This is a genomic window from Caballeronia pedi (genome assembly GCF_001544915.2).
GTDB classification, from domain to species: domain Bacteria; phylum Pseudomonadota; class Gammaproteobacteria; order Burkholderiales; family Burkholderiaceae; genus Caballeronia; species Caballeronia pedi.
In genome coordinates, this window is record NZ_FCOE02000015.1 from 149,241 (window position 1) to 170,863 (window position 21,623).

22 protein-coding genes and 1 pseudogene are annotated in these 21,623 nt (G+C 63.5%); 3 read left to right on the top strand and 20 right to left on the bottom strand.

The features are described from left to right. The first annotated feature begins 9 nt into the window (after window positions 1-9). A complete protein-coding gene (locus tag AWB80_RS22585) occupies window positions 10-786 on the top strand; it encodes a helix-turn-helix transcriptional regulator (protein WP_061176871.1) in 777 nt (258 codons plus the stop codon). Here AWB80_RS22585 and AWB80_RS22590 read toward each other — a convergent pair. The 17 genes from AWB80_RS22590 to leuC all read right to left on the bottom strand — a co-directional run bounded on the left by AWB80_RS22590 (window position 783) and on the right by leuC (window position 18,831). Beyond that, window positions 783-1,970 carry an O-succinylhomoserine sulfhydrylase gene (locus tag AWB80_RS22590; RefSeq protein ID WP_061176872.1) on the bottom strand — a complete coding sequence of 396 codons (1,188 nt, stop codon included), beginning with the start codon at window positions 1,968-1,970 and terminating at the stop codon, window positions 783-785. The two genes, AWB80_RS22585 and AWB80_RS22590, sit on opposite strands and share 4 nt — an antisense overlap. Window positions 1,971-2,058: 88 nt before the next feature. Beyond that, the gene (gene purF / locus AWB80_RS22595; protein ID WP_061176873.1) at window positions 2,059-3,606 is read right to left on the bottom strand and encodes an amidophosphoribosyltransferase; all 1,548 of its coding nucleotides are present in this window, start codon (window positions 3,604-3,606) and stop codon (window positions 2,059-2,061) included. A gap of 143 nt (window positions 3,607-3,749) precedes the next feature. Then, entirely contained in the window at window positions 3,750-4,283 is a 534-nt protein-coding gene (locus tag AWB80_RS22600) for a CvpA family protein (RefSeq protein WP_061176874.1), read from the bottom strand. 9 nt (window positions 4,284-4,292) lie between these two features. After that, entirely contained in the window at window positions 4,293-5,123 is an 831-nt protein-coding gene (locus AWB80_RS22605; protein WP_061176875.1) for an SPOR domain-containing protein, read from the bottom strand. Window positions 5,124-5,165: 42 nt separating this feature from the next. Next, window positions 5,166-6,476: a bifunctional tetrahydrofolate synthase/dihydrofolate synthase gene (gene folC / locus AWB80_RS22610; RefSeq protein WP_061176876.1), complete on the bottom strand. Its 1,311-nt coding sequence runs from the start codon at window positions 6,474-6,476 to the stop codon at window positions 5,166-5,168. A gap of 79 nt (window positions 6,477-6,555) precedes the next feature. Then, window positions 6,556-7,428 carry an acetyl-CoA carboxylase, carboxyltransferase subunit beta gene (accD, locus tag AWB80_RS22615; RefSeq protein WP_061176877.1) on the bottom strand — a complete coding sequence of 291 codons (873 nt, stop codon included), beginning with the start codon at window positions 7,426-7,428 and terminating at the stop codon, window positions 6,556-6,558. 70 nt (window positions 7,429-7,498) lie between these two features. Beyond that, entirely contained in the window at window positions 7,499-8,302 is an 804-nt protein-coding gene (gene trpA / locus AWB80_RS22620) for a tryptophan synthase subunit alpha (RefSeq protein WP_061176878.1), read from the bottom strand. A 72-nt stretch (window positions 8,303-8,374) separates the two neighbouring features. After that, entirely contained in the window at window positions 8,375-9,250 is an 876-nt protein-coding gene (locus AWB80_RS22625) for a DNA-methyltransferase (RefSeq protein WP_061176879.1), read from the bottom strand. A gap of 11 nt (window positions 9,251-9,261) precedes the next feature. Beyond that, window positions 9,262-10,455, bottom strand: coding sequence for a tryptophan synthase subunit beta (gene trpB / locus AWB80_RS22630; protein WP_061176903.1), 1,194 nt, complete (start codon window positions 10,453-10,455; stop codon window positions 9,262-9,264). Between the two features lie 49 nt (window positions 10,456-10,504). Then, a complete protein-coding gene (locus AWB80_RS22635) occupies window positions 10,505-11,173 on the bottom strand; it encodes a phosphoribosylanthranilate isomerase (protein WP_061176880.1) in 669 nt (222 codons plus the stop codon). Further along, window positions 11,170-11,973: a tRNA pseudouridine(38-40) synthase TruA gene (gene truA / locus AWB80_RS22640; protein WP_061176881.1), complete on the bottom strand. Its 804-nt coding sequence runs from the start codon at window positions 11,971-11,973 to the stop codon at window positions 11,170-11,172. The genes AWB80_RS22635 and truA overlap by 4 nt, the downstream gene beginning before the upstream one ends. Beyond that, window positions 11,973-13,994 carry a motility hub landmark protein FimV gene (locus AWB80_RS22645; RefSeq protein WP_061176882.1) on the bottom strand — a complete coding sequence of 674 codons (2,022 nt, stop codon included), beginning with the start codon at window positions 13,992-13,994 and terminating at the stop codon, window positions 11,973-11,975. The genes truA and AWB80_RS22645 overlap by 1 nt, the downstream gene beginning before the upstream one ends. A gap of 150 nt (window positions 13,995-14,144) precedes the next feature. Beyond that, the gene (gene asd / locus AWB80_RS22650) at window positions 14,145-15,266 is read right to left on the bottom strand and encodes an aspartate-semialdehyde dehydrogenase (RefSeq protein WP_061176883.1); all 1,122 of its coding nucleotides are present in this window, start codon (window positions 15,264-15,266) and stop codon (window positions 14,145-14,147) included. 82 nt (window positions 15,267-15,348) lie between these two features. Further along, entirely contained in the window at window positions 15,349-15,543 is a 195-nt protein-coding gene (locus tag AWB80_RS43445; RefSeq protein ID WP_143328128.1) for a hypothetical protein, read from the bottom strand. Between the two features lie 107 nt (window positions 15,544-15,650). After that, window positions 15,651-16,718: a 3-isopropylmalate dehydrogenase gene (gene leuB / locus AWB80_RS22655; RefSeq protein ID WP_061176884.1), complete on the bottom strand. Its 1,068-nt coding sequence runs from the start codon at window positions 16,716-16,718 to the stop codon at window positions 15,651-15,653. A 28-nt stretch (window positions 16,719-16,746) separates the two neighbouring features. Next, window positions 16,747-17,397 carry a 3-isopropylmalate dehydratase small subunit gene (leuD, locus tag AWB80_RS22660; RefSeq protein WP_061176885.1) on the bottom strand — a complete coding sequence of 217 codons (651 nt, stop codon included), beginning with the start codon at window positions 17,395-17,397 and terminating at the stop codon, window positions 16,747-16,749. Between the two features lie 24 nt (window positions 17,398-17,421). After that, entirely contained in the window at window positions 17,422-18,831 is a 1,410-nt protein-coding gene (leuC, locus tag AWB80_RS22665) for a 3-isopropylmalate dehydratase large subunit (protein ID WP_061176886.1), read from the bottom strand. Between the two features lie 345 nt (window positions 18,832-19,176). Between leuC and AWB80_RS22670 the strand changes: the two genes are divergently transcribed. Together AWB80_RS22670 and AWB80_RS22675 are read left to right on the top strand one after the other, a co-directional pair. Further along, window positions 19,177-19,425, top strand: coding sequence for an AbrB/MazE/SpoVT family DNA-binding domain-containing protein (locus AWB80_RS22670; protein ID WP_061176904.1), 249 nt, complete (start codon window positions 19,177-19,179; stop codon window positions 19,423-19,425). Next, entirely contained in the window at window positions 19,419-19,739 is a 321-nt protein-coding gene (locus AWB80_RS22675; protein WP_061176887.1) for a type II toxin-antitoxin system PemK/MazF family toxin, read from the top strand. Before AWB80_RS22670 ends, AWB80_RS22675 begins: the two co-directional genes overlap by 7 nt. A gap of 75 nt (window positions 19,740-19,814) precedes the next feature. On the opposite strand, the gene gltA is transcribed toward AWB80_RS22675, so the two are convergent. The 3 genes and pseudogenes from gltA to sdhB all read right to left on the bottom strand — a co-directional run. Then, window positions 19,815-21,116, bottom strand: coding sequence for a citrate synthase (gene gltA, locus AWB80_RS22680; RefSeq protein ID WP_061176888.1), 1,302 nt, complete (start codon window positions 21,114-21,116; stop codon window positions 19,815-19,817). A 136-nt stretch (window positions 21,117-21,252) separates the two neighbouring features. After that, the gene (locus AWB80_RS22685; RefSeq protein WP_061176889.1) at window positions 21,253-21,534 is read right to left on the bottom strand and encodes an FAD assembly factor SdhE; all 282 of its coding nucleotides are present in this window, start codon (window positions 21,532-21,534) and stop codon (window positions 21,253-21,255) included. 12 nt (window positions 21,535-21,546) lie between these two features. Then, window positions 21,547-21,623: pseudogene (gene sdhB / locus AWB80_RS43450) on the bottom strand (succinate dehydrogenase iron-sulfur subunit); the annotation flags it as partial.

A 21,623-nucleotide genomic window follows, 5' to 3' on the forward strand; every position in this document is an offset into this window, starting at 1 on the left:
GTCGACGGCATGAGCGCGCCGCTGCATCGCCCTGCCGTCTCGCTGCGCCGCTATGAAGCGGCGCAGGCGTCGGACGTGCACGACTTTCATCAGATCGTGCTCGGCCTCGACGGATCGATGGAAATGGCCGTCGATGGCAACGGCGCGCGTATCGACTGCAGCGGCGCGTGGATCATTCCGGCGGGCGCGCGCCACGATTACTGGGCCGACGGCGACAACCGCCAGCTCGTGCTCGATCTGCCCGCCACGTCCGTCGCGGTGCCCGAGCGCTACTTCGCGCGGGCCCGCGCGATCGCGATCGATCCGCGCGTCACGCAGGCCGTCGCCGACGTCGCCCGTCATGCCCGTTTCGGCGATGCTTCGCTCTCCGACCGCGTCGCATGGCAGGCGGCCGCGCATCTGTGCGGCGCGCTGATGCACGACACGGACGATTCCATCGACATGATGCGTGGTCTCGACTTCGCGCGCATCGACCGGTGGTTGCGTCTGCATCTGTCGGAGCCGCTGCGTATCGCCGATCTCGCCGCGCATTGCGGCTTCGGCATGCGGCGCTTTCATCAGCTATTCAACGAAGCGTTCGGCGAGACGCCGCATCGCTACCTGCATCGTCTGCGGCTCGATACGGCGCTGACGCTGCTGGCCGATCCGCGCACGTCGCTTACCGATATCGCGCTCGATGTCGGCTTCGCGGATCAGAGCGCGTTCACTCACGCGTTTTCGAAACGCTTCGGCATTTCGCCGGGGCAATGGCGCAATGGCGGGTTCAGATCGCCGCGCGGCGTCTAACCCAGCCCACGCCCCAGATCGGCGCGTATGTCCGCCGGATCTTCGAGACCCACGGCAAGACGAATCAATCCTTCGCGTATGCCCGCCGCCTCGCGCACTTCGACGGCAAGGCGTCCGTGCGTCGTCGTCGAAGGATGCGTGATCGTCGTGCGCGTATCGCCGAGATTGCCGGTGATCGAACAAAGCTTCGTACCATCGATCACGCGCCAGGCGTTCGCGCGCTGCTGTTCCTGCGTCTCGCCCTTCAGTTCGAACGATACGATCGCGCCGCCCGCCTTCTGCTGCTTCATCGCGATGGCATGTTGCGGATGCGATTCGAGCCCCGGATAAAACACACGATTCACGGCCGGATGCGCTTCGAGCCAGCGCGCGATCTCCAGCGCATTCGCCGACTGCTTCTCCACGCGCAGCGCGAGCGTTTCCATGCCCTTCAACAACACCCATGCGTTGAAGGCGGACATCGTCGGACCGGCGCTGCGCACGAACGGAAACACCGTCTCCATGATGAAGCGTTTCGAGCCGACGAGCGCGCCGCCGAGCACGCGGCCCTGGCCGTCGAGAAACTTCGTGGCCGAATGCATCACGACGTCCGCGCCGAGTTTCAGCGGCTGCTGCAAGGCCGGACTGCAGAAGCAGTTGTCGACGACGAAGAGCGCGCCGTTGTGCTTCGCGGTCTTCGCGATCGCTTCGATGTCCGCGATTTCCGTCAGCGGATTCGATGGCGTCTCCAGAAAGAACATCTTCGTCGCGGGCGTCACGGCGGCTTGCCATTCGTCGGGCCTGGTCGGATCGACGAACGTCGTCGTGATGCCGAACTTCGGGAAGATCTGCGTGAACATGCCGATCGTCGAGCCGAACAGGCTCTTCGAACTGACGATGTGATCGCCCTGCTGCATCGACGCCATCACGACCGACAATATCGCCGACATGCCCGACGCCGTCGCCATGCACGCTTCGCCGCCTTCGAGCGCGGCGAGGCGGTTCTGGAACATCGTCACGGTCGGATTGGTGAAGCGCGAGTACGTGTAGGCTTCTTCGGCATTTTTGAAGCGCTCGGCTGCTTCCGCCGCGCTCGAAAAGCAGAAGCTCGACGTGAGAAAGAGCGCCTCGCTATGCTCGTTGAATTCGCTACGCAAGGTGCCGGCGCGCACGGCGAGTGTGTCGAAGTTGAATGGGTCGTCCATGTTTTTCTCCCTTGTTGTCAGGCTCGCGGCGCAAAAAAGCCCGCTTGGTCCTTGCAGACAAAGCGGGCTCGTTTGAAGCGCCGAAAACTTACTCGACCGATAGTTGCAGATGCAACTGTGAGCGCGTCATGCCGCCGTCCTGCGCATCGCTGGCCGCATCGCGATCCGACTGCGATTGCGGCGCGAGACGCGCGGTTTCGATGCGATCGAGATAATCGGTCGTCACATCGCCGGTGATGTAGTTGCCGTCGAAGCACGATGCTTCGAATTCCTTCAGCGCCGGGTTGATGTCGCGGATCGCGTTCTTCAGATCTTCCACATCCTGATAGACGAGATAGTCCGCACCGATCATGCGCGCGACTTCGTCATCGCTGCGGCCGTGCGCGACGAGTTCGCCACGCGTCGGCATGTCGATGCCGTACACGTTCGGGAACTTCACCGGCGGCGCGGCGGATGCGAAGATCACCTTGCTCGCGCCGGCATCACGCGCCATCTGCACGATTTCATGCGAGGTCGTGCCGCGCACGATCGAATCGTCGACGATCAGCACGTTCTTGCCCTTGAACTCGATGCCCATCGCGTTCAGCTTCTGGCGCACCGATTTCTTGCGCACCGCCTGACCCGGCATGATGAAGGTGCGGCCCACGTAACGGTTCTTGAAGAAGCCCTCGCGGTACTCGACGCCGAGCTTCGCCGCCACCTGCATCGCGGCGGGGCGCGACGAATCGGGAATCGGCATTACGACGTCGATCGGCACGTCGGGCAGCACGCGCTTGATCTTCTCGGCGAGGTAATCGCCCATGCGCAGACGCGCGTTGTAGACCGGCACGCCGTCGAGGCAGGAGTCCGGACGTGCGAGATACACGAGCTCGAAGATGCAGGGATTGAGTTCCGGCTTCTCGGCGCATTGATGGCTGTGCAGGTTGCCTTCGGCGTCGATGAAGATCGCTTCGCCCGGCTCGACATCGCGCACGAACTCGAAGCCGATGCCCTCGATCGCCACCGATTCCGACGCGACCATCCACTCGACGCCCGTCGCCGTTTCCTGCTTGCCGAGCACGAGCGGGCGGATGCCGAACGGATCGCGGAACGCGACGAGCCCGTAGCCCGCGATCAGCGAGACGATCGCATACGAACCCCTGACGCGGCGATGCACGCCCGCGACCGCTTTCCAAAGCGCGGCGGCGTCGAGTTGCAGACCCGAGCTGGCGAGCTGCAGTTCGTGCGCGAACACGTTGAGGAGCACTTCGGTATCGGATGCGGTATTGATGTGCCGGCGGTCGATGCGGAACATCTCGTCCTTCAGCTGCATCCAGTTCGTCAGATTGCCGTTGTGCGCGAGGATGATGCCGAACGGCGCATTCACGTAGAACGGCTGGGCTTCTTCCTCGCTCGACGCGGAACCGGCGGTCGGATAACGCACCTGGCCGATGCCGACGTTGCCCGGCAGGCTGCGCATGTTGCGCGTGCGGAACACGTCGCGCACCATGCCGTTGGCCTTATGCATGTGGAAGTTGTTGCCGTCCGCCGTGGCGATGCCCGCCGCGTCCTGTCCGCGATGCTGGAGCAGAAGCAGGCTGTCATAGATCAGCTGATTGACGGGACTTTGGGAAACTACACCTACGATGCCGCACATGGCATGGTCCTTCAAAGAGTCGAAACGGGTAGACAAGGCGTTGCCCGGATCTCATCGACGCTTCTCTCGATATTTGGCCGTGACGTGGCCGGGTCGAAGCGTCTTCGAGCCGTCGCGCGTTCCTCGTGTAGCTGGCCGTTCGTCTATTGTGCGGCGTCTGGCGCCAGTCCGCTCGGTTGAGGAGCGACATGCACATACGCGGCGAGCGTATCGGGGAGCAGCGGTTTCAATTCGCGCACGCCTTGCTCGGCCATCGGCCTCAGCAGCGCATTGCGCCAAAAATCCTTTTGCGGCAGTTCGGTCAAGCCAGCCAGCGCGACCAGTATCACTACCAATATAGCGCCTCTCACGAGGCCGAACAGCAAGCCCAACGAGCGATCCACGCCGCGCAGGCCGGTCACTTCGGTGATGCGCGTCAATAGCGACGACAGCACGCTCGACACCAGCAGCACCGCCGCGACCACCAGCAGGAACGCCACGAGCCATTGCGTGAGCGCGCCGCCCGGCCAAGTCGCCGGAATATAGGGCACGACGAGCCCGACGAAGCGCCCGGCGATCAGAATGGCCGCGATCCAGCCGACCAGCCCGAACGCCTCGGCCAGCAGGCCACGCCACATGCCGCGCAGCGCGGACAGGCCGATCACGGCCATCACGGCGTAGTCGAAAGCGGTGAACATCGAGCCTGCTTAGTTCGATGTCGACCGGGTGCCGCCGCCCAGGCCGGCCTGGCGCACCTTCACGAGCGCTGCCTGCGCCGCCGCGCGATCCGGGAACGGACCCGCGCGCAGCAGCGACTTGGTCGCGCCGTCCGACTGCTTGCGATGTTCGAGATATGCGGGCACGCCCGCGGACTTCAACTTGTTGACCCAGTTCTGCGCGGCGGTTTCATCGTCGAACTGGCCGATCTGCAGCACGAAGCGGCTGCCGGCCGGCGACGACGGCGTGTTCGCGGTGCCTGCGTTGGCGGTGGTGTCGTCCGAGGGCGGTGCCGCTTGCGGCTTGGTGTTTTGAGGCGCAGCGACGGCGGGTTTCGCTTCCGGTTTCGGCTGTTCCTTCGATTCCGGCTTCGCCTGCGCCGTCGCGGCCGGTGCTGCTGCCTGCGGTTGCGTCACGCCAGCGGCGACGCTGCCCGACCCGCCCGCCGGCGCTTCGTGCGCGACACCGGCCTGCGTGTCCGCGTCGTTCGCGTCGCGCGACTGCTTCGCGGCAGGCGCCGGGCGATTGGGAATATCGATGGAAATATCGTCGGTGACGGGCTTCGGGCGCGAATCCAGCACCATCGGCAAAACGATGACCGCGGCCAGCACCAGCGCGACTGCGCCGACGAGCCTGCGGCGCGCGCGTTGCTTTTCGGGCAAGGTGGGATCGAGCATCATCGCGTCGGTGTCGGTGCGCTCGCTACGGTCGGATCTGCGCGTGCGGCGTTCCGTGCGGACGGTGTGACGCGAGCCGCGTGAGGAATCGGAGGATGCGTCGCGACCGGAGTCGTCTTTCTTGCCGAACGAGAAGAGTCCCATGTATCGCTTGGTGCTGACGGCCGACCGTCTGGGTGATGCTGCTCAGTGATGCTGCGACTTACGGTAGGCCATGACGCCGGCTACCGTGTAGAAACTGCCGAAGACCAAGATTCTATCATTTTCGGAGGCACGGCCTAAGGCATCTTGAAAAGCCGCGGCCGGGGTTTCAAAACGGAAAACGCTACTGTCGGGGCCATCGTTGACACCGGCATCGCGCAATGCGTGCTCCAGTTGCTCCGCCGAAGCGGCGCGCGGCGTCGGCAGCGCGGTGACGTTCCAGTGATCGATCTCGCCCTTCAACTGATTCACGACGCCCTCGATATCCTTGTCTCCCATCGCGCCGAACACCGCGTACGTGTACGGAAAATAGCCCATGTTGCCGAGATTCTGCGACAAAACAGCGGCGGCGTGAGGATTGTGCGCCACGTCGAGAATGATCTGCGGCTTGCCCGGCAGCACCTGAAAACGGCCCGGCAACTCGACATTGGCGAGGCCGAGACGAATGTCCTGCGCCGAGACCGGCAGGCGGGCACGCAACGCTTCGAGCGCCGCCAGCGCCGCCGATGTATTGATCAGCTGGTTCGCGCCGCGCAGCGCCGGATAGGCCAGCGCCGAGCGCCGCTGCTCGCGTCCGATATAGCTCCATTGCTGGCGCTCGTTGCCCGGCTGCGCTTCGTAACGAAAATCGCGTCCGACGAGCCACAGGTCCGCGCCGACCGCCCCGGCGTGGTCGATGAGACTCTGCGGCGGCGAAGGATCGCCGCACACGGCGGGCTTGCCGGACCGGAAGATGCCCGCTTTCTCGAAACCGATCTTCTCGCGCGTATCGCCGAGATAGTCCGTATGGTCGATATCGATGCTCGTGATCACCGCGCAGTCCGTATCGACGATATTCACGGCGTCCAGACGCCCGCCCAGCCCCACTTCCAAAATCACCGCATCGAGTCCGCGCGAGGCGAACAGATGCAGGATCGCGAGCGTCGTGAATTCGAAATAGGTCAGCGAAACCGGCTCCGGCAGGCTCGCGCGCGCCTTTTCCACCGCCTCGAAATGCTCGAGCAACTCGGCGTCGCTGGCTTCGGCGCCGTCGATACGCGCACGCTCATTGAACGACAGCAGATGCGGCGAGGTATGGCAGCCGACGCGATAGCCCGCACGCAGCAGAATCGTTTCGATGATCGCGCACGTCGAGCCCTTGCCATTCGTGCCGCCGACCGTGATGACCGGACAGTCGAAATGCAGGCCGAGCGCGTCCTTCACCTTGCCGATGCGCGCGAGGCCCATGTCGATGCCGACCGGATGCGCCGCTTCCAGATGGGCGAGCCAGGCGTCGAGAGTGGGGAAAGTGTTCATTTTCGAGATCGGAGAAAAGCAAAACGCCGCGCGAAAACCGTAGGGCTCTCGCGCGGCGCGGCGCTGCTAAATCAGCAACTCAGGCGACGGAATCGGCGGGTTGCCGCGTCATGAGCGCCATCAACTGGGCCAGTTCTTCGCGCATCTTGCGGCGATCCACGATCATGTCGATCGCGCCCTTCGTCATCAGGAATTCGGCGCGCTGGAAACCTTCCGGCAGCTTTTCGCGCACGGTCTGCTCGATCACGCGGGGGCCAGCGAAGCCGATCAGCGCCTTCGGCTCGGCGATCACGACGTCGCCGAGGAACGCAAAGCTCGCGGACACGCCGCCCATCGTCGGGTCGGTGAGCACGGAGATGAACGGCAGCTTCGCGTCCGAGAGTCTCGTCAGCAAGGCAGTGGTCTTGGCCATCTGCATCAGCGAAAGCAGGCTTTCCTGCATGCGCGCGCCGCCCGAAGCCGTGAAGCAGATGAACGGCACATTCTGCTCGATCGCGTTACGCGCGCCGCGCACGAAGCGCTCGCCGACCACCGAGCCCATCGAGCCGCCCATGAACGAGAACTCGAAACACGCGACGACGCACGGAATCGTATGAATCGCGCCGCCCATGACGACCATCGCGTCGGTCTCGTCGGTATCCTCCATCGCTTCCTTGATGCGGTCCGGATACTTGCGGCTGTCCTTGAACTTGAGCGCGTCGACCGGCACGACTTCCTGGCCGATTTCATAACGGCCTTCCGGATCGAGCAGGCGGTCGAGCCGCTCGCGCGCGCCGATGCGCATGTGATGGCTGCACTTCGGGCAGACGTGCAGATTCGCCTCGACGTCGTTGCGATACAGCACCGCCTCGCACGCCGGACACTTCACCCACAGGCCCTCGGGAATGCCCTTGCGGCTTTTGGGATCGGTTTGCTTGATCTTCGGCGGCAGCAGTTTGTCGAGCCAGCTCATCGTTTTTCCTTGACTGATCGGTTGCCGCGCGGCGCACGCCCGAATCGGACGGCCCGCGGCGGCGCGTATTTTACTGTGCGGCGTCGAGCGCCTGACGAATTTCGGCGATGAAGCTCGTCAGCGATGCAGCCGCGGCGTCCGGTTTCGCCTCTTCGAGCAGTTGCACGAGGCGGCTGCCGATGACGACGGCGTCCGCGACATCGGCGACGGCGCGCGCGGTTTGGGCATCACGAATGCCGAAACCGACGCCAACCGGCAGCGGCACATGCGACTTGATGGCCGGGATTTTACTCGCGATGCTGGAAACGTCCAGATTTGCCGCGCCGGTCACGCCCTTCAGCGATACGTAGTAGACATAGCCGCTCGCGATCTTGCCGACCGCCGCGACGCGATCGTCCGTCGATGTCGGGGCGAGCAGAAAGATCGGATCGATGCTGGCTGCGCGCATTTTCTCGCCGAATTCGATCGCTTCCTCGGGCGGGTAATCGACCACCAGCACGCCGTCGACGCCCGCTTGCTGCGCGGCTTTCGCGAACGCATCGGCGCCCATGCGCTCGATCGGATTCGCATAGCCCATCAGCACGACGGGGGTTTTGTCGTCGGTCTGGCGGAAACGCGCGACGTCGGCGAGCACGCTTTTCAGCGTCACGCCACGCGCGAGCGCGCGCTCGGACGAGCGCTGGATGACGGGGCCATCGGCCATCGGATCGGAAAATGGCACGCCCAGTTCGATGACATCCGCGCCGCCCTTCGCCAGCGCGTGCATGAACTCGACCGTCTGCTCCGGATTCGGGTCGCCCGCCGTGATGAACGGAATCAGACCTTTCTTTCCCTGCGCGGCGAGGGCCGCAAAAGTATGCTTGATACGGGACATGAGAATTCTCTTGAACGTTCGTTAGCGTCGATGCTTCTGTTCGCATCTGACGCGATCAGCAACGAAAAGGCGCTATTCGGCGGCTTGAGCGATGTCGTTGGCCAGCAGCGTCTTGGGGCGCGTGCGAACGGCGTCTTCAGGCTCGACTCGCGCGGCCCTTGCTTGCGCGACGCGGCTTTCCGCAATCGCGCAGTAGTCCGCGTTGATCTCGTAACCGATGAACTGCCGCCCGTGACGCGCGCACGCGACGCCTGTAGTGCCGCTGCCCATGAATGGGTCGAGCACGCGGCCGCTCTGTGGACAACTCGCGAGCACCATGCGCTCGACGATTTCCAGCGGCTTTTGCGTGGGATGATCCACGCGTTCCGCGTGTTGCCTGTGCAGACGCGACACCGACCAGACGTCTTTCGGGTTGTAGCCGAGCTCCAGCCACTTGCTGCCTTCGAAAATCTTGCGCGAACGCGCCTTTTTCGTCTCTGCGTCGTAGGGAATGCGCACCGGATCGAGATCGAAGTAGTAATCCTTCGATACCGCAAAATAGCCGATGTTGTCGTGCACTGACGTGAATTTCCGTGTCGTTCCACCCATGCTCGGCACACGCCGGTCCCAGACGATCTCGTTGATCATCAGAAGACGACGCTTCAGGAACACGAACAGTTCGGGCGAATATTGCCAGGTGCAGAAGATGTACAGCGAGCCGCTCGGCTTGAGTTTCGGGATCGCCAGATCGAGCCAGCGAAACGTCCACTCAAGAAAAGCGTCGCCGGACAGCATGTCCGAGTCGTTCCCGTAATCCTTGCCCAGACCGTAGGGCGGGTCCGCGACGATCAGATCGATCGAGGCGTCGGGAATGTTCGCGGCATCGGCCAGGAAATCGCGGTTGCGGATGTCGTTGCCGGTGCCCTGCAGAGCGCCGGCGGACAAGGGCTCGTCGATGACGGTGCGCATGTATCAGGCGCTCAGAACTGGATGCCCGATCGCTCGGCGACCGTGTGCATGTCCTTGTCGCCCCGGCCCGACAGGTTGACGAGCAGCACCTTGTCGCGCGGCAGCGTCTTCGCGAGCTTAGCGCCGTAGGCGAGCGCGTGACTCGACTCCAGCGCCGGGATGATGCCCTCGATGCGGCAGCAGTCGTGGAACGCCTTGAGCGCTTCGTCATCGGTGATGCCGACGTATTCCGCGCGCCCCGCGTCCTTCAGCCACGCGTGCTCGGGTCCGACGCCCGGATAGTCGAGACCGGCCGACACCGAATGCGTCTCGATGATCTGCCCGTTCTCGTCCTGAAGCAGATACGTGCGGTTGCCGTGCAGCACGCCAGGACTGCCGCCCATCAGCGATGCCGCATGACGGCCCGTATCAATGCCGTCGCCGGCCGCCTCGACGCCGATCAACCTGACGTCTTTGTCTTCGATATACGGATAAAAGATGCCCATCGCATTCGATCCGCCGCCCACGCAGGCGATCACAGCGTCCGGCTGGCGACCGGTCATTTCCGGCATCTGCACGCGGCATTCGTCGCCAATCACGCGCTGGAAGTCGCGCACCATCATCGGATAGGGATGCGGACCCGCCACCGTACCGATGATGTAGAACGTGTTCTCGACGTTCGTCACCCAGTCGCGCATGGCTTCGTTGAGCGCGTCCTTGAGCGTCTTCGAACCGGATTCGACCGGCACGACCGTCGCGCCGAGCAGCTTCATGCGATAAACATTAGCCGCCTGACGACGCACGTCCTCCACGCCCATGTAGACCACGCATTCCATGCCGAAGCGGGCAGCGATCGTCGCCGTCGCCACGCCGTGCTGACCCGCGCCGGTTTCCGCGATCACGCGCGGCTTGCCCATCTTGCGGGCGAGCAGCGCCTGGCCGATCACGTTGTTCACCTTGTGCGCGCCGGTGTGATTCAGGTCCTCGCGCTTCAGATAAAGCTGCGCGCCGCCGAGCATCTCGCTCCAGCGCTTCGCGTGATAGATCGGCGACGGACGGCCCACGTAGTGCTTGAGCTCGTACTCGTATTCGGCGATGAATTCAGGATCTTTTTGAGCCGCTTCATACGCGACGCGCAGTTCGTCGAGCGCGTGGATGAGCGTTTCGGAGACGAACACGCCTCCATATTGGCCGAAATGGCCTCTTTCGTCTGGCAAGTTGTACATTGCGTCACTCTCTCGGTTCCGCGGACCGGCAGCGCGGCCCGCGTTCGATTCACCCGGCATCCGCTGCGCGCACCGCGCGCACGAATGCCGCCATTCGGGCGGGATCTTTCACGCCCTTGGCGCCCGGCACTTCGATGCCGCTCGAGACATCGACCGCGTACGGGCGCACACGCCGAATGGCGTCACTGACGTTTTGCGCGTTCAACCCACCACTCAAAACGGCCCGATGCCCGAGATCTGTTGGGATAAGTGACCAATCGAATACCTTTCCACCGCCGCCGAAGCCCTCGACGAGAGCGTCGAGCAGAAGACCGCCTGCGGCTTTGAACTTGAAAGACGATTCTATCAAATGGCTTGTAGACGCATCAGCCCCAATTCGCACTGCGCGCCAATAGGATAAACCCGCAATTGCCGCGAGTTCCTCGCATTGCTCCGGGGTTTCGTCGCCGTGGAATTGCAGCAGGGAAAGCGGCACGTTCGACGTGACTTCGCGAATCCACTCGGGCGTCGCATTCACGAAAAGCCCGACCGCCGACACAAGCGGCGGCACCTGGCGCGCCAGCTCGACCGCCTGCGCGACGCTCACCGAGCGCGGACTCGGCGGATAGAACACGAAGCCCACGGCGTCCGCGCCGAGCGCGACGGCGTGCTGCACGTCCTCGACGCGCGACAACCCGCACAACTTGATGCGGGTGCGATGCAAATCTCGTTCGGTCATGTCGGCTCGGCCCAGACGGCGCTCCAGGGCATGCTGGCGATGTGCGGCGGCGGCACCGCGAAGTGATCAGGATAGCCGACCTCGGCCAGATACAGCCCGTCGGGCATGAAGGTCGGCGCGGCGGCGCGGCGGTCGCGGGCGGCGAGGACCTCGGCCATCCAGGAAGCCGGATGACGGCCTCGCCCGATCGCGACGAAACATCCCATCAGGTTGCGCACCATGTGATGCAGGAACGCGTTGGCGCGAAAGCGGAAGTGGATGAAGTCGCCCTGCGCGCGCACATCGATCTGAAAGAGATGCTTCACCGGCGTTTTCGACTGGCAATCCGCCGCGCGAAACGACGAAAAATCGTGCTCGCCGATCAGACACGCGACCGCATCGCGCATCGCGCCGACGTCGAGCGGGGTATGGACCCAGCCCGCGCGTCTTGACAGCATCGGCGAACGCACCGGATTGACGTAGAGGACGTAGTAATAGGTCCGCTCGAAGGCCGCGAAGCGCGCGTGAAAGTCGTCGGGCATCGGCTTCGCCCATTGCACCGCGACCGTATCCGGCAGGAACGCGTTCGTGCCGCGTACCCACGAGAACGCGGTGCGATCGAGATCGGTGTCGAAATGGACGACCTGACCGAGCCCGTGCACGCCCGTGTCCGTGCGGCCTGCGACGACCGTCTGAAGCGGCGTCTGGCCGAACTCGGCGAGCGCGCGCTCCAGCTCGTTCTGGACCGTCTTGCCATGCGGCTGCGACTGCCAGCCGCAAAACGCCGAACCGTCGTACTGAACGCCCAGTGCAATACGCATCAGGAATGCGGCGCGAGCGTCGACAGGAGCGTGGCGGCCTGCTGACGCGTCGCCGGATCGTTCGATTCGATCACTTCCTGCAACAACGTGCGCGCGCCCGAAAGATCGCCCAACTCGATGTATTCGGCGGCCAGTTCGAGTTTGTTGCGCGCGATCGTCGCTAGTTGCGCGACCGTGAGAGCGGGAAGCGGCTCGGTGGTGCTCGACGCCGCGCCGAAATCGAAGTCGAGGCTCAGCGGAGCGAATCGCGTCGCGCCGAGGCCCGCTACCGACGCCGCGCCGGCCGTGCCCGCTTCGATCTGCGAGACGACGGACTGCACCTGCGATTGCGGCTGCTGCGCCGGGTCGGGCCGTGCCACCGGCTGCGGAAGGAACGGCGCCTGCTCGATCGGCTGCGTGACGGACGGCACCTGCTGCAACGCTTTCGGATGTGTTTCCCCCGGCGGCGGGGCAAGGTCAGCCGGCGGCGAAGTCAGCGTGGCCGGTTCCGTAATCGCGGGCGGCTTGATCGTCAGTTCCATGCGCGGCGGCAGTTCCATCTCGAGGGAGCCCAGCGCCTGAATCGCGTCCTGCGGAAACTTCGGCATCGGAAAGCGATGCGCGACCGCCGGCTCCTCGTCGGGCGCAATGCCGGACTCCTCCGCTTCGCGCGCGGCCAGTTCCTCAATCTCGCGTTGCTCGGCTGCACGCTGTTCGGCGGCCTGTTCATCAGCGGCGCGCGCCTGCAATTCACGCAGCTCGGCCTCGCGCGCGATGATCTCGCGTGCGGCGGCGTCGCGCGACTGCTCCTCGCGCTCGGTCACCTGACGCATTTCGGCCTCGCGCTGCTCCGCTTCACGGGCAGCCATTTCGTGCGCGAGCGCCTCCCGCGCGGCGGCTTCGCGTGCGCGGATCTCACGCTCCTCCGCTTCGTGCGCGGCCGCCTGACGTGCCGCGGCCTCGCGTTCCTCGTGTTCCCATTTCTCGGCTTCGACACGAGCCGCTTCACGCGCCTCGATTTCGCGCAGGTGCTGCTCGTGCGCGTCGGCGTCGCCTGCGGGGGCTTCGGGCAAGGGCGGAACGAAGTCGGAGTGTCGTGCCGCGGGCGCGACGGGCGCGAATGGTTCATCGCGAGCCGGTTCGACGGCGGGCTTCGCCGTCGCGTCCGCGTTGTCGATGCTCGCCGCCGCAGCCGCACCGGATCGATCGTGCCCGGCCTGCGCGGCTTCGGCGCTCACGGCCGCACCTGCCGCCTCGGCCGCGCGCGCTTTGCGAAGCGCTTCGTTGCGCGCGTTTGCATCGGCTTGCGCTTCTTCGAGACTGGAGAACGTTCGCGGTGTGCGATCCAGGTCGCCGCTCGCTGTCGCAGGCCGCTTACGGCGGCGCATCCTGACCAGCAGGACGCCGATCACCACGATCACGATCGCGACGATGAACGGCGTCAGGCCGATCGTCGCGGCCGCCACGCCGCCATGACCCGTGCTCGCGGGCGCCGTGATGACTGGCGCGCTCGCCGGGACCTGCGTCGCAGACGCGGCTTCGGGTTGAGGCTCCGGCGCTGACGCGACTTCCGCAGGCGCACTCGCTGGCGGCTCGATGGCCGATGCAGGCGCTGCGCTCTCGGACGCGGGCGCCGCCTCCGGAGCGGGCGCAGGAGCGGGCGTCTCGGCGGGCGCGGAAGCGGGAGCCGCAGCCTTCGCGCCGCCCAGATCGGCCGGCACGTTCAGCACCGCGCCGAGCTTTAGCTTGTTGATATCGTGATTTCCGAACGCGTTCGGATTGGCGTCGAACAGCGCACGCGCCGCTCGCGCCCGAACGTCGCGGTCCTTCGATCCGGTGAGTTCGCCGGCGATATCGCTCAGCGACTGCCCCGGCTTGACCGCGTAGGTCTGCCCTGTCGCGCCCGGCGTCGCCGCCGCGTTGCTTGCCTGGGCGAGCGCGTCGCCGGGATTCGCCCAGAACATCGCGCATACGGCGAAACTTGTCGCGGCGAGCGCCGCACGCGATGACGAAAGGAGAGACCGGCGAGGTCGTTGGATCATTGAGGCTCCGGGTACGGCGGAAAATTGAAACATACGGCGAAAACAGTCAGACAGACACAGAATTGCAATAAAACGGCACAAAAACAAAAAGCGCCGCGAGAAACGCGACGCTTTCCGTGCTGGCACGCGCTTCCAGGCGCGTAGTTTACTTTACTTGTCGAGCAGAATGCGCAGCATGCGGCGCAGCGGTTCGGCCGCGCCCCACAACAGTTGATCGCCGACAGTAAATGCCGACAGGTATTCGCCGCCCATCGCCAGCTTGCGCAGACGGCCGACCGGCACCGCCAGCGTGCCCGTGACGACCGCCGGCGACAGATCGCGAATCGACGCTTCGCGCTCGTTCGGCACGACCTTCACCCAGTCGTTCGCCGATGCGAGAATGCCGTGCACTTCGTCCAGCGGCACGTCCTTCGTGAGCTTGATGGTGAGCGCCTGCGAGTGGCAGCGCATCGCGCCGATACGCACGCAGAGGCCATCGACGGGAATCGAGCCCGGCGCGCCCATGGCCGGCTTGCCGAGAATCTTGTTGGTTTCCGCGCCGCCCTTCCACTCTTCCTTCGACATGCCGTTGCCGAGATCCTTGTCGATCCACGGAATCAGCGAGCCCGCGAGCGGCACGCCGAAGTTGTCGACGGGCATGCGCTCGCCGTTCATCGCGGCGAGCACGCGGCGATCGATGTCGAGAATCGCCGACGACGGGTCCGCCAGATCTTCCTTCGCCGAACCGTAGAGCACGCCCATCTGCTGGAGCAGTTCGCGCATGTTCTGCGCGCCCGCGCCCGAGGCAGCCTGATAGGTCATCGCCGTCGTCCATTCGACGAGGTTCTCGCGGAACAGGCCGCCGAGCGCCATCAGCATCAGGCTGACCGTGCAGTTGCCGCCGATGAAGTCACGACCGCCCTTCACGAGCGAATCCTTGATGACGTCCAGGTTCACCGGATCGAGGATGATGACGGCGTCGTCCTTCATGCGCAGCGCCGAGGCCGCGTCGATCCAGTAGCCCTTCCAGCCCGCCGCGCGCAGCTTCGGATACACCTCGTTGGTGTAGTCGCCGCCCTGGCAAGTGATGATGGCGTCGCACTTTTTCAGGTCGTCGATGCTCGTCGCGTCTTTGAGCTTTGTCTCGTTCTTGGCGAACGACGGCGCGTTGCCGCCCGCATTGCTGGTGCTGAAGAACACCGGTTCGATCAAGTCGAAATCGCCTTCCTGCTGCATGCGTTGCATCAGGACGCTGCCGACCATGCCGCGCCAACCAACGAGACCTACGTTCATGACTAACCTTTCCTAGTGGACGCTTCCCCGCATCTTTACCCGGCGTGGCCGCGCGGGGAAGACGCTCGGACACGAGGGACGATCAGCGAATCGTGATCGCTTTGATGGAGATTTTCGTAATGCGCGTTTTCAGGACGCGTGTGACCGCATCGATGCGCGTGATGATGGCGAGTTCCGTCGCGACGACATTTGAGCCGCGTCCGATGGAATCCAGAGAGAATTGAGAGTTCTTCGCCATGACCAAAGAATATACACGATAACCCGATGTTTTCGTCACGCGCTTGCGGCACGCGTATGAAAATCGTGCGGATCGTGCGCGAACATCGGTAAAAAGAGACGATCGGCCGCGCTTTTGCCTGCAACGGCCGATCGTCCTTTCGGTGCTTACAGCGCCTTCAGCACCGCGTCGCCCATTTCCTTCGTGCCGACGACCTTGCCGTCCGCCGTGGCGATATCGCCGGTGCGATAGCCCTGCTCCAGCACCTTCTTGACCGCGCTTTCGATACGATCGGCCTGCTCGGTCTTGCCGAGCGAATAGCGCAGCATCATCGCGGCGGAGAGGATGGTCGCGAGCGGATTGGCCACGCCCTTGCCCGCGATGTCCGGCGCGGAGCCGTGCGACGGCTCGTACAAGCCCTTGTTGTTCTTGTCGAGCGACGCCGACGGCAGCATGCCGATGGAACCGGTCAGCATCGCGGCTTCATCGGACAGGATGTCGCCGAACATGTTGCCGGTCACGACGACGTCGAACGCCTTGGGCGCCTTCACCAACTGCATCGCGGCGTTGTCGACGTACATGTGCGACAGCTCGACGTCCGGATATTCCTTCGCGACGTCGATCATCGTGTCGCGCCACAGTTGCGACGTTTCGAGCACGTTGGCCTTGTCGACGCTCGTCAGCTTCTTCTGGCGCTTCTGCGCCGCCTGAAACGCGACGTGCGCGATGCGGCGCACTTCGGGCTCCGAATAGCGCATCGTGTCGAAACCTTCCTTCGCGCCTTCGAACGGACCGTCCGGCGCTTCACGCAGGCCGCGCGGCGCGCCGAAGTAGATGTCGCCGTTCAGTTCGCGGACGATGAGAATGTCGAGACCCGACACGATCTCCGGCTTCAGCGACGACGCGCCCGTCAGTTGCGGATAGCAGATCGCCGGACGGAAGTTCGCGAAAAGCTGCAGATGCTTGCGCAGGCCGAGAATCGCCTGCTCCGGACGCAGCGCGCGTTCGAGCTTGTCGTACTTCCAGTCGCCGACCGCGCCGAACAGGATCGCATCGGCTTCTTTCGCGAGCGCCAGCGTCGAATCCGGCAGCGGATGGCCCTTCGCCTCGTAGCCCGCGCCGCCGACGGGCGCTTCTTCCAGCTCGAACTTTTCGCCGAGCGCGTTCAGGATCTTGACCGCTTCGGCGGTGATTTCCGGACCGATCCCGTCGCCGGGCAACACTGCAATCTTCATCGTCTCTTCCTTCTGTTCGTGAATCGATTTATCCGACGAGCCGGTTATTCAGCCACGGCTGCTTCGCGAGCCGCTCGGCTTCGTATTGCCTGATCTTGTCCGCGTGACGCAGCGTGAGGCCGATATCGTCGAAGCCGTTCAGCAGACAGTATTTGCGAAAGCCCGGCACTTCGAACGCGTATTCGGTGCCGTCGCCCGTACGCACGACTTGCGCTTCGAGGTCGATCGTCAGCTGGAAGCCGACGAACGCGTACGTTTCGTTGAACAGCTTGTCGACTTGCTGCTCCGTAAGGACGACTGGCAGCAGGCCGTTCTTGAAGCAGTTGTTGTAGAAAATGTCAGCGAAACTCGGCGCGATGATCGCGCGAAAGCCGTACTGATCCAGCGCCCAGGGCGCGTGTTCGCGCGAGCTGCCGCAACCGAAGTTCTTGCGCGTTAGCAGCACGGATGCGCCCTTATAACGCGGCTGGTTCAGCACGAAATCCGGATTCAGCGGACGCTTGCTGTTGTCCTGGCCCGGCTCGCCGACATCGAGATAACGCCATTCGTCGAACGCATTCGGGCCGAAGCCGGTGCGCTTGATCGACTTCAGGAACTGCTTCGGGATGATCGCGTCCGTGTCGACGTTCTCGCGATCCAGCGGCGCGACGAGGCCGCTATGCACAATGAATTTTTCCATGACCTTTCTCTGTATCCCGGTTGATCACGCGAGCTTGCGCACGTCGACGAAGTGGCCTTCGATCGCGGCGGCGGCGGCCATTGCGGGGCTCACGAGGTGCGTGCGACCGCCCGCGCCCTGACGGCCTTCGAAGTTGCGGTTCGACGTCGAGGCGCAACGCTCGCCCGGATCCAGCCGGTCCGCGTTCATCGCGAGGCACATCGAGCAGCCCGGCTCGCGCCATTCGAAACCGGCGTTCGTGAAGATCTTGTCGAGGCCTTCGTGCTCGGCTTGCGCCTTCACGAGACCCGAGCCCGGCACGACCATCGCGAGACGAATGTTCGACGCAACGCGCTTGCCCAGCGACTTCACGACGTACGCGGCCGCGCGCAAGTCCTCGATACGCGCATTGGTGCACGAGCCGATGAAGATCTTGTCCGGCTTGATGGATTCGATAGGCGTATTCGGTTGCAGCGCCATATAGGTCAGCGCGCGCTCCATCGCGTCGCGCTTGACCGGGTCCTTTTCCTTCTCGGGATCGGGCACGCGGCCATCGATCGACGTGACCATTTCCGGCGACGTGCCCCACGTCACTTGCGGCACGATTTCGGCAGCGTTCAGTTCGACGACGCGATCGAACTGCGCATCCGGGTCCGACTTGAACTGGCGCCAGTATTCGACCGCCTGATTCCACTCGACGCCCTGCGGCGAGTACGGACGGTCTTTCAGGTAATTGATGGTGGTGTCGTCCACGGCGACCATGCCGGCGCGCGCGCCTGCTTCGATCGCCATGTTGCAGACCGTCATGCGGCCTTCCATCGACAGGGCGCGGATGGTCGCGCCGCCGAATTCGATGGCGTAACCCGTGCCGCCCGCCGTGCCGATCTTGCCGATGATCGCCAGCACGATGTCCTTCGCGGTGCAGCCGCGCGGCAACGGGCCTTCGACCTTGACGAGCATGTTCTTGCTCTTCTTTTGCAGGAGCGTCTGCGTGGCGAGCACGTGCTCCACTTCCGACGTGCCGATGCCATGCGCGAGCGCGCCGAACGCGCCGTGCGTGGACGTATGCGAGTCGCCGCAGACGATGGTCATGCCCGGCAGCGTCGCGCCCTGTTCCGGCCCGATGATGTGCACGATGCCCTGGCGCAGATCGTTCATCTTGAACTGCGTGATGCCGAAGGCGTCGCAATTTTTATCGAGCGTATCGACCTGCAGCTTGGAGACCGGATCGGCGATGCCGTGCGAGCGGTCGGTGGTCGGGACGTTGTGGTCGGACACCGCCAGATTCGCACTGATGCGCCACACCGGGCGCTCGGCCAGCTTCAGGCCCTCGAACGCCTGCGGGCTCGTCACTTCATGCAGCAGGTGACGATCGATGTAGAGGATCGACGTGCCGTCCTCTTCCGTGTGGATCACGTGCGTGTTCCACAGTTTGTCGTAGAGAGTCTGTGCCATGGTGAGCGCTTTCGTAGGTGACTGCGGGGGATGGGTTGACCACTTGTGAGTCGATTATGCCACCGTCAAGGGGCGCCCGGGTAGTACTAGGCTACGAAAAAAGCTAATAAAAACAGTGGTTTGCGTAGTGGCTACAGTACCCGGATAAAGACTACCCGGATGGGGAGCGGCCATCGAGAAGGCATCCCTTCGCACAACTGGCTTAGCCCATTTGGTTGACTGCTCCACGCTCGAGTGGCGTCGTATCGTTGGTTGACGACCCGATGCCCGCGACCGAGCATCTATTGACGACACTTCCCTACTGGTAATAACATTGTAATTACACGAACAACCATGATCGATCTCATGAAAACCACCATCCGGAAAATGGGCAACTCGCAAGGGGTGCTCATACCCAAGCCGTTTCTGGCGCAACTGGGTCTGGAGAACGAAGTAGAAATGAACGTCGAAGACGATGCTATCGTGCTGCGTCGACCCCGCAGCAGGGTCCGCGAAGGCTGGGCTGAGGCAAGCAAGTCGATTGCCGCGAGCGGGGATGACAAGCTGGTGATGGGTGAGTTCGCCAACGACGATGATTCGGAGCTCGAATGGTAGCGCGCGGCGACATTTGGCTTGTGGCGCTCGATCCTACCTTGGGCAGTGAGATTCAGAAAACTCGGCCCTGCGTGGTAGTTTCTCCGCCGGAAATGCACGACCACTTGCGCACGGTCATCGTCGCGCCGATGACTTCGAAAGGCGCCTCGGCTCCCTACCGAATTTCCGTATCGTTCAAGCGAAAGGAAGGACTCGTCCTTCTGGATCAGATCCGCACTGTGGACAAGATGCGGCTCGTCAGGAAGGAAGGCGCCCTGGCCGACAAGACGCTGTCAGACGCGCTGCACGCGCTGCAAGAAGTGTTTGCCGTCTAGATAAGCCTCAAAAAACAAAAAGCCCCGGCAATCACCCGCCGGGGCCTTCACACCTACCTGAAGCCGTGAATCAGCTTAACGCTTCGCGAGCGGCTTCACTTCACGCGCCGTCTGTCCGATGAACAACTGACGCGGACGGCCAATCTTCTGTTCGGGGTCCGCAATCATTTCATTCCACTGCGCGATCCAGCCAACGGTACGCGCCATCGCGAAGATACACGTGAACATCGACGTCGGGATGCCCAGCGCGCGCTGCACGATGCCCGAGTAGAAGTCGACATTCGGATACAGCTTGCGCGACACGAAGTATTCGTCTTCCAGCGCGATCTTTTCGAGTTCCATCGCGAGCTTGAAGAGCGGGTCGTCGTGCAGGCCGAGCTCTTCGAGCACTTCGTGACACGTCTCGCGCATCAGCTTCGCGCGCGGGTCGTAGTTCTTGTACACGCGGTGACCGAAGCCCATCAGCTTCACGCCCGAGTTCTTATCCTTCACCTGCTTGATGAACTCGGGAATGTTGTCGACCGAGCCGATCTCTTCCAGCATGTTCAGCGCGGCTTCGTTCGCGCCGCCGTGCGCCGGGCCCCACAGACACGCGATACCTGCCGCGATACACGCGAACGGGTTCGCGCCCGACGAACCGGCGAGACGCACGGTAGACGTCGACGCGTTCTGCTCGTGGTCCGCGTGCAGAATCAGGATACGGTCGAGCGCGCGCACGAGCACGTCGTTGACCTTGTACTCTTCGCACGGGTTCGCGAACATCATGTGCATGAAGTTCGCGCTGTACGACAGTTCGTTCTTCGGATACACGAACGGCTGGCCGATGCTGAACTTGTACGCCATTGCGACCAGCGTCGGCAGCTTCGCGATCATGCGAATGGCCGACACTTCACGGTGACGCGGATCGTTGATGTTCAGCGAGTCGTGATAGAACGCCGACAGCGCGCCCACCGCAGCCGTCAGCACGGCCATCGGGTGCGCGTCGCGACGGAAGCCGCGGAAGAAGAAGTGCATCTGTTCGTGCACCATCGTGTGACGCGTGACCGTGTCCACGAATTCCTTGTTCTGCGCTTCGTTCGGCAGTTCGCCCTTCAGGAGCAGATAGCAGGTCTCGAGGAAGTCGGCATTCACGGCCAACTGCTCGATCGGGTAGCCGCGATACAGCAGCTCGCCCTTGTCGCCGTCGATGTACGTGATCGCGGAATTGCACGCCGCCGTCGACATGAAGCCCGGGTCATACGTGAACTTGCCGGTCTGACCGTACAACTTGCGGATGTCGATCACGTCCGGGCCCATCGTGCCCTTGTAGATCGGCATTTCGACGCTCGGCGAGTTGTCGCTGAACGATAGCGTGGCTTTAACATCTGACGGGGTCATAGCACATCCTCAATCGAAGTATGGATACAGGTTTTCGATAATTTGCACGACGGAAGCTGCGCGGCAAAACTGTTCGATCGGCCTGTGTGCACTGCAACAGGCGTATTTTGCAAAATTCCGCGAATTCCTGCTGGAATCACACGGTGCGCAGCACTTCCAGCAAGCGGATCACGTCCGGCGTCGCGAGGTCGCCCTCAGGCTCCGTGCGCGCCAGCAGCAAGTCCATCAGTTCGTTGTCGCTCAGTTCCAGCAGACGGGTCAACGCGGCCACGTCGGCGTCACTGAGGTCATGCTCATATCGGCTGAAGAAACGCTCGAAGATCAGATCGTTTTCCAGCAGGCCGCGCCGCGCGCGCCAACGAAGGCGCGCCCGGCGAAGGGGATCGGACTGATGCGAGTTGTCTTGATTGTCGACCATCACATTGCCCACTCAGACAGCCCGTCGCACCATCAATTCCTTGATCTTGCCGATCGCCTTGGTCGGATTGAGCCCCTTGGGGCACACGT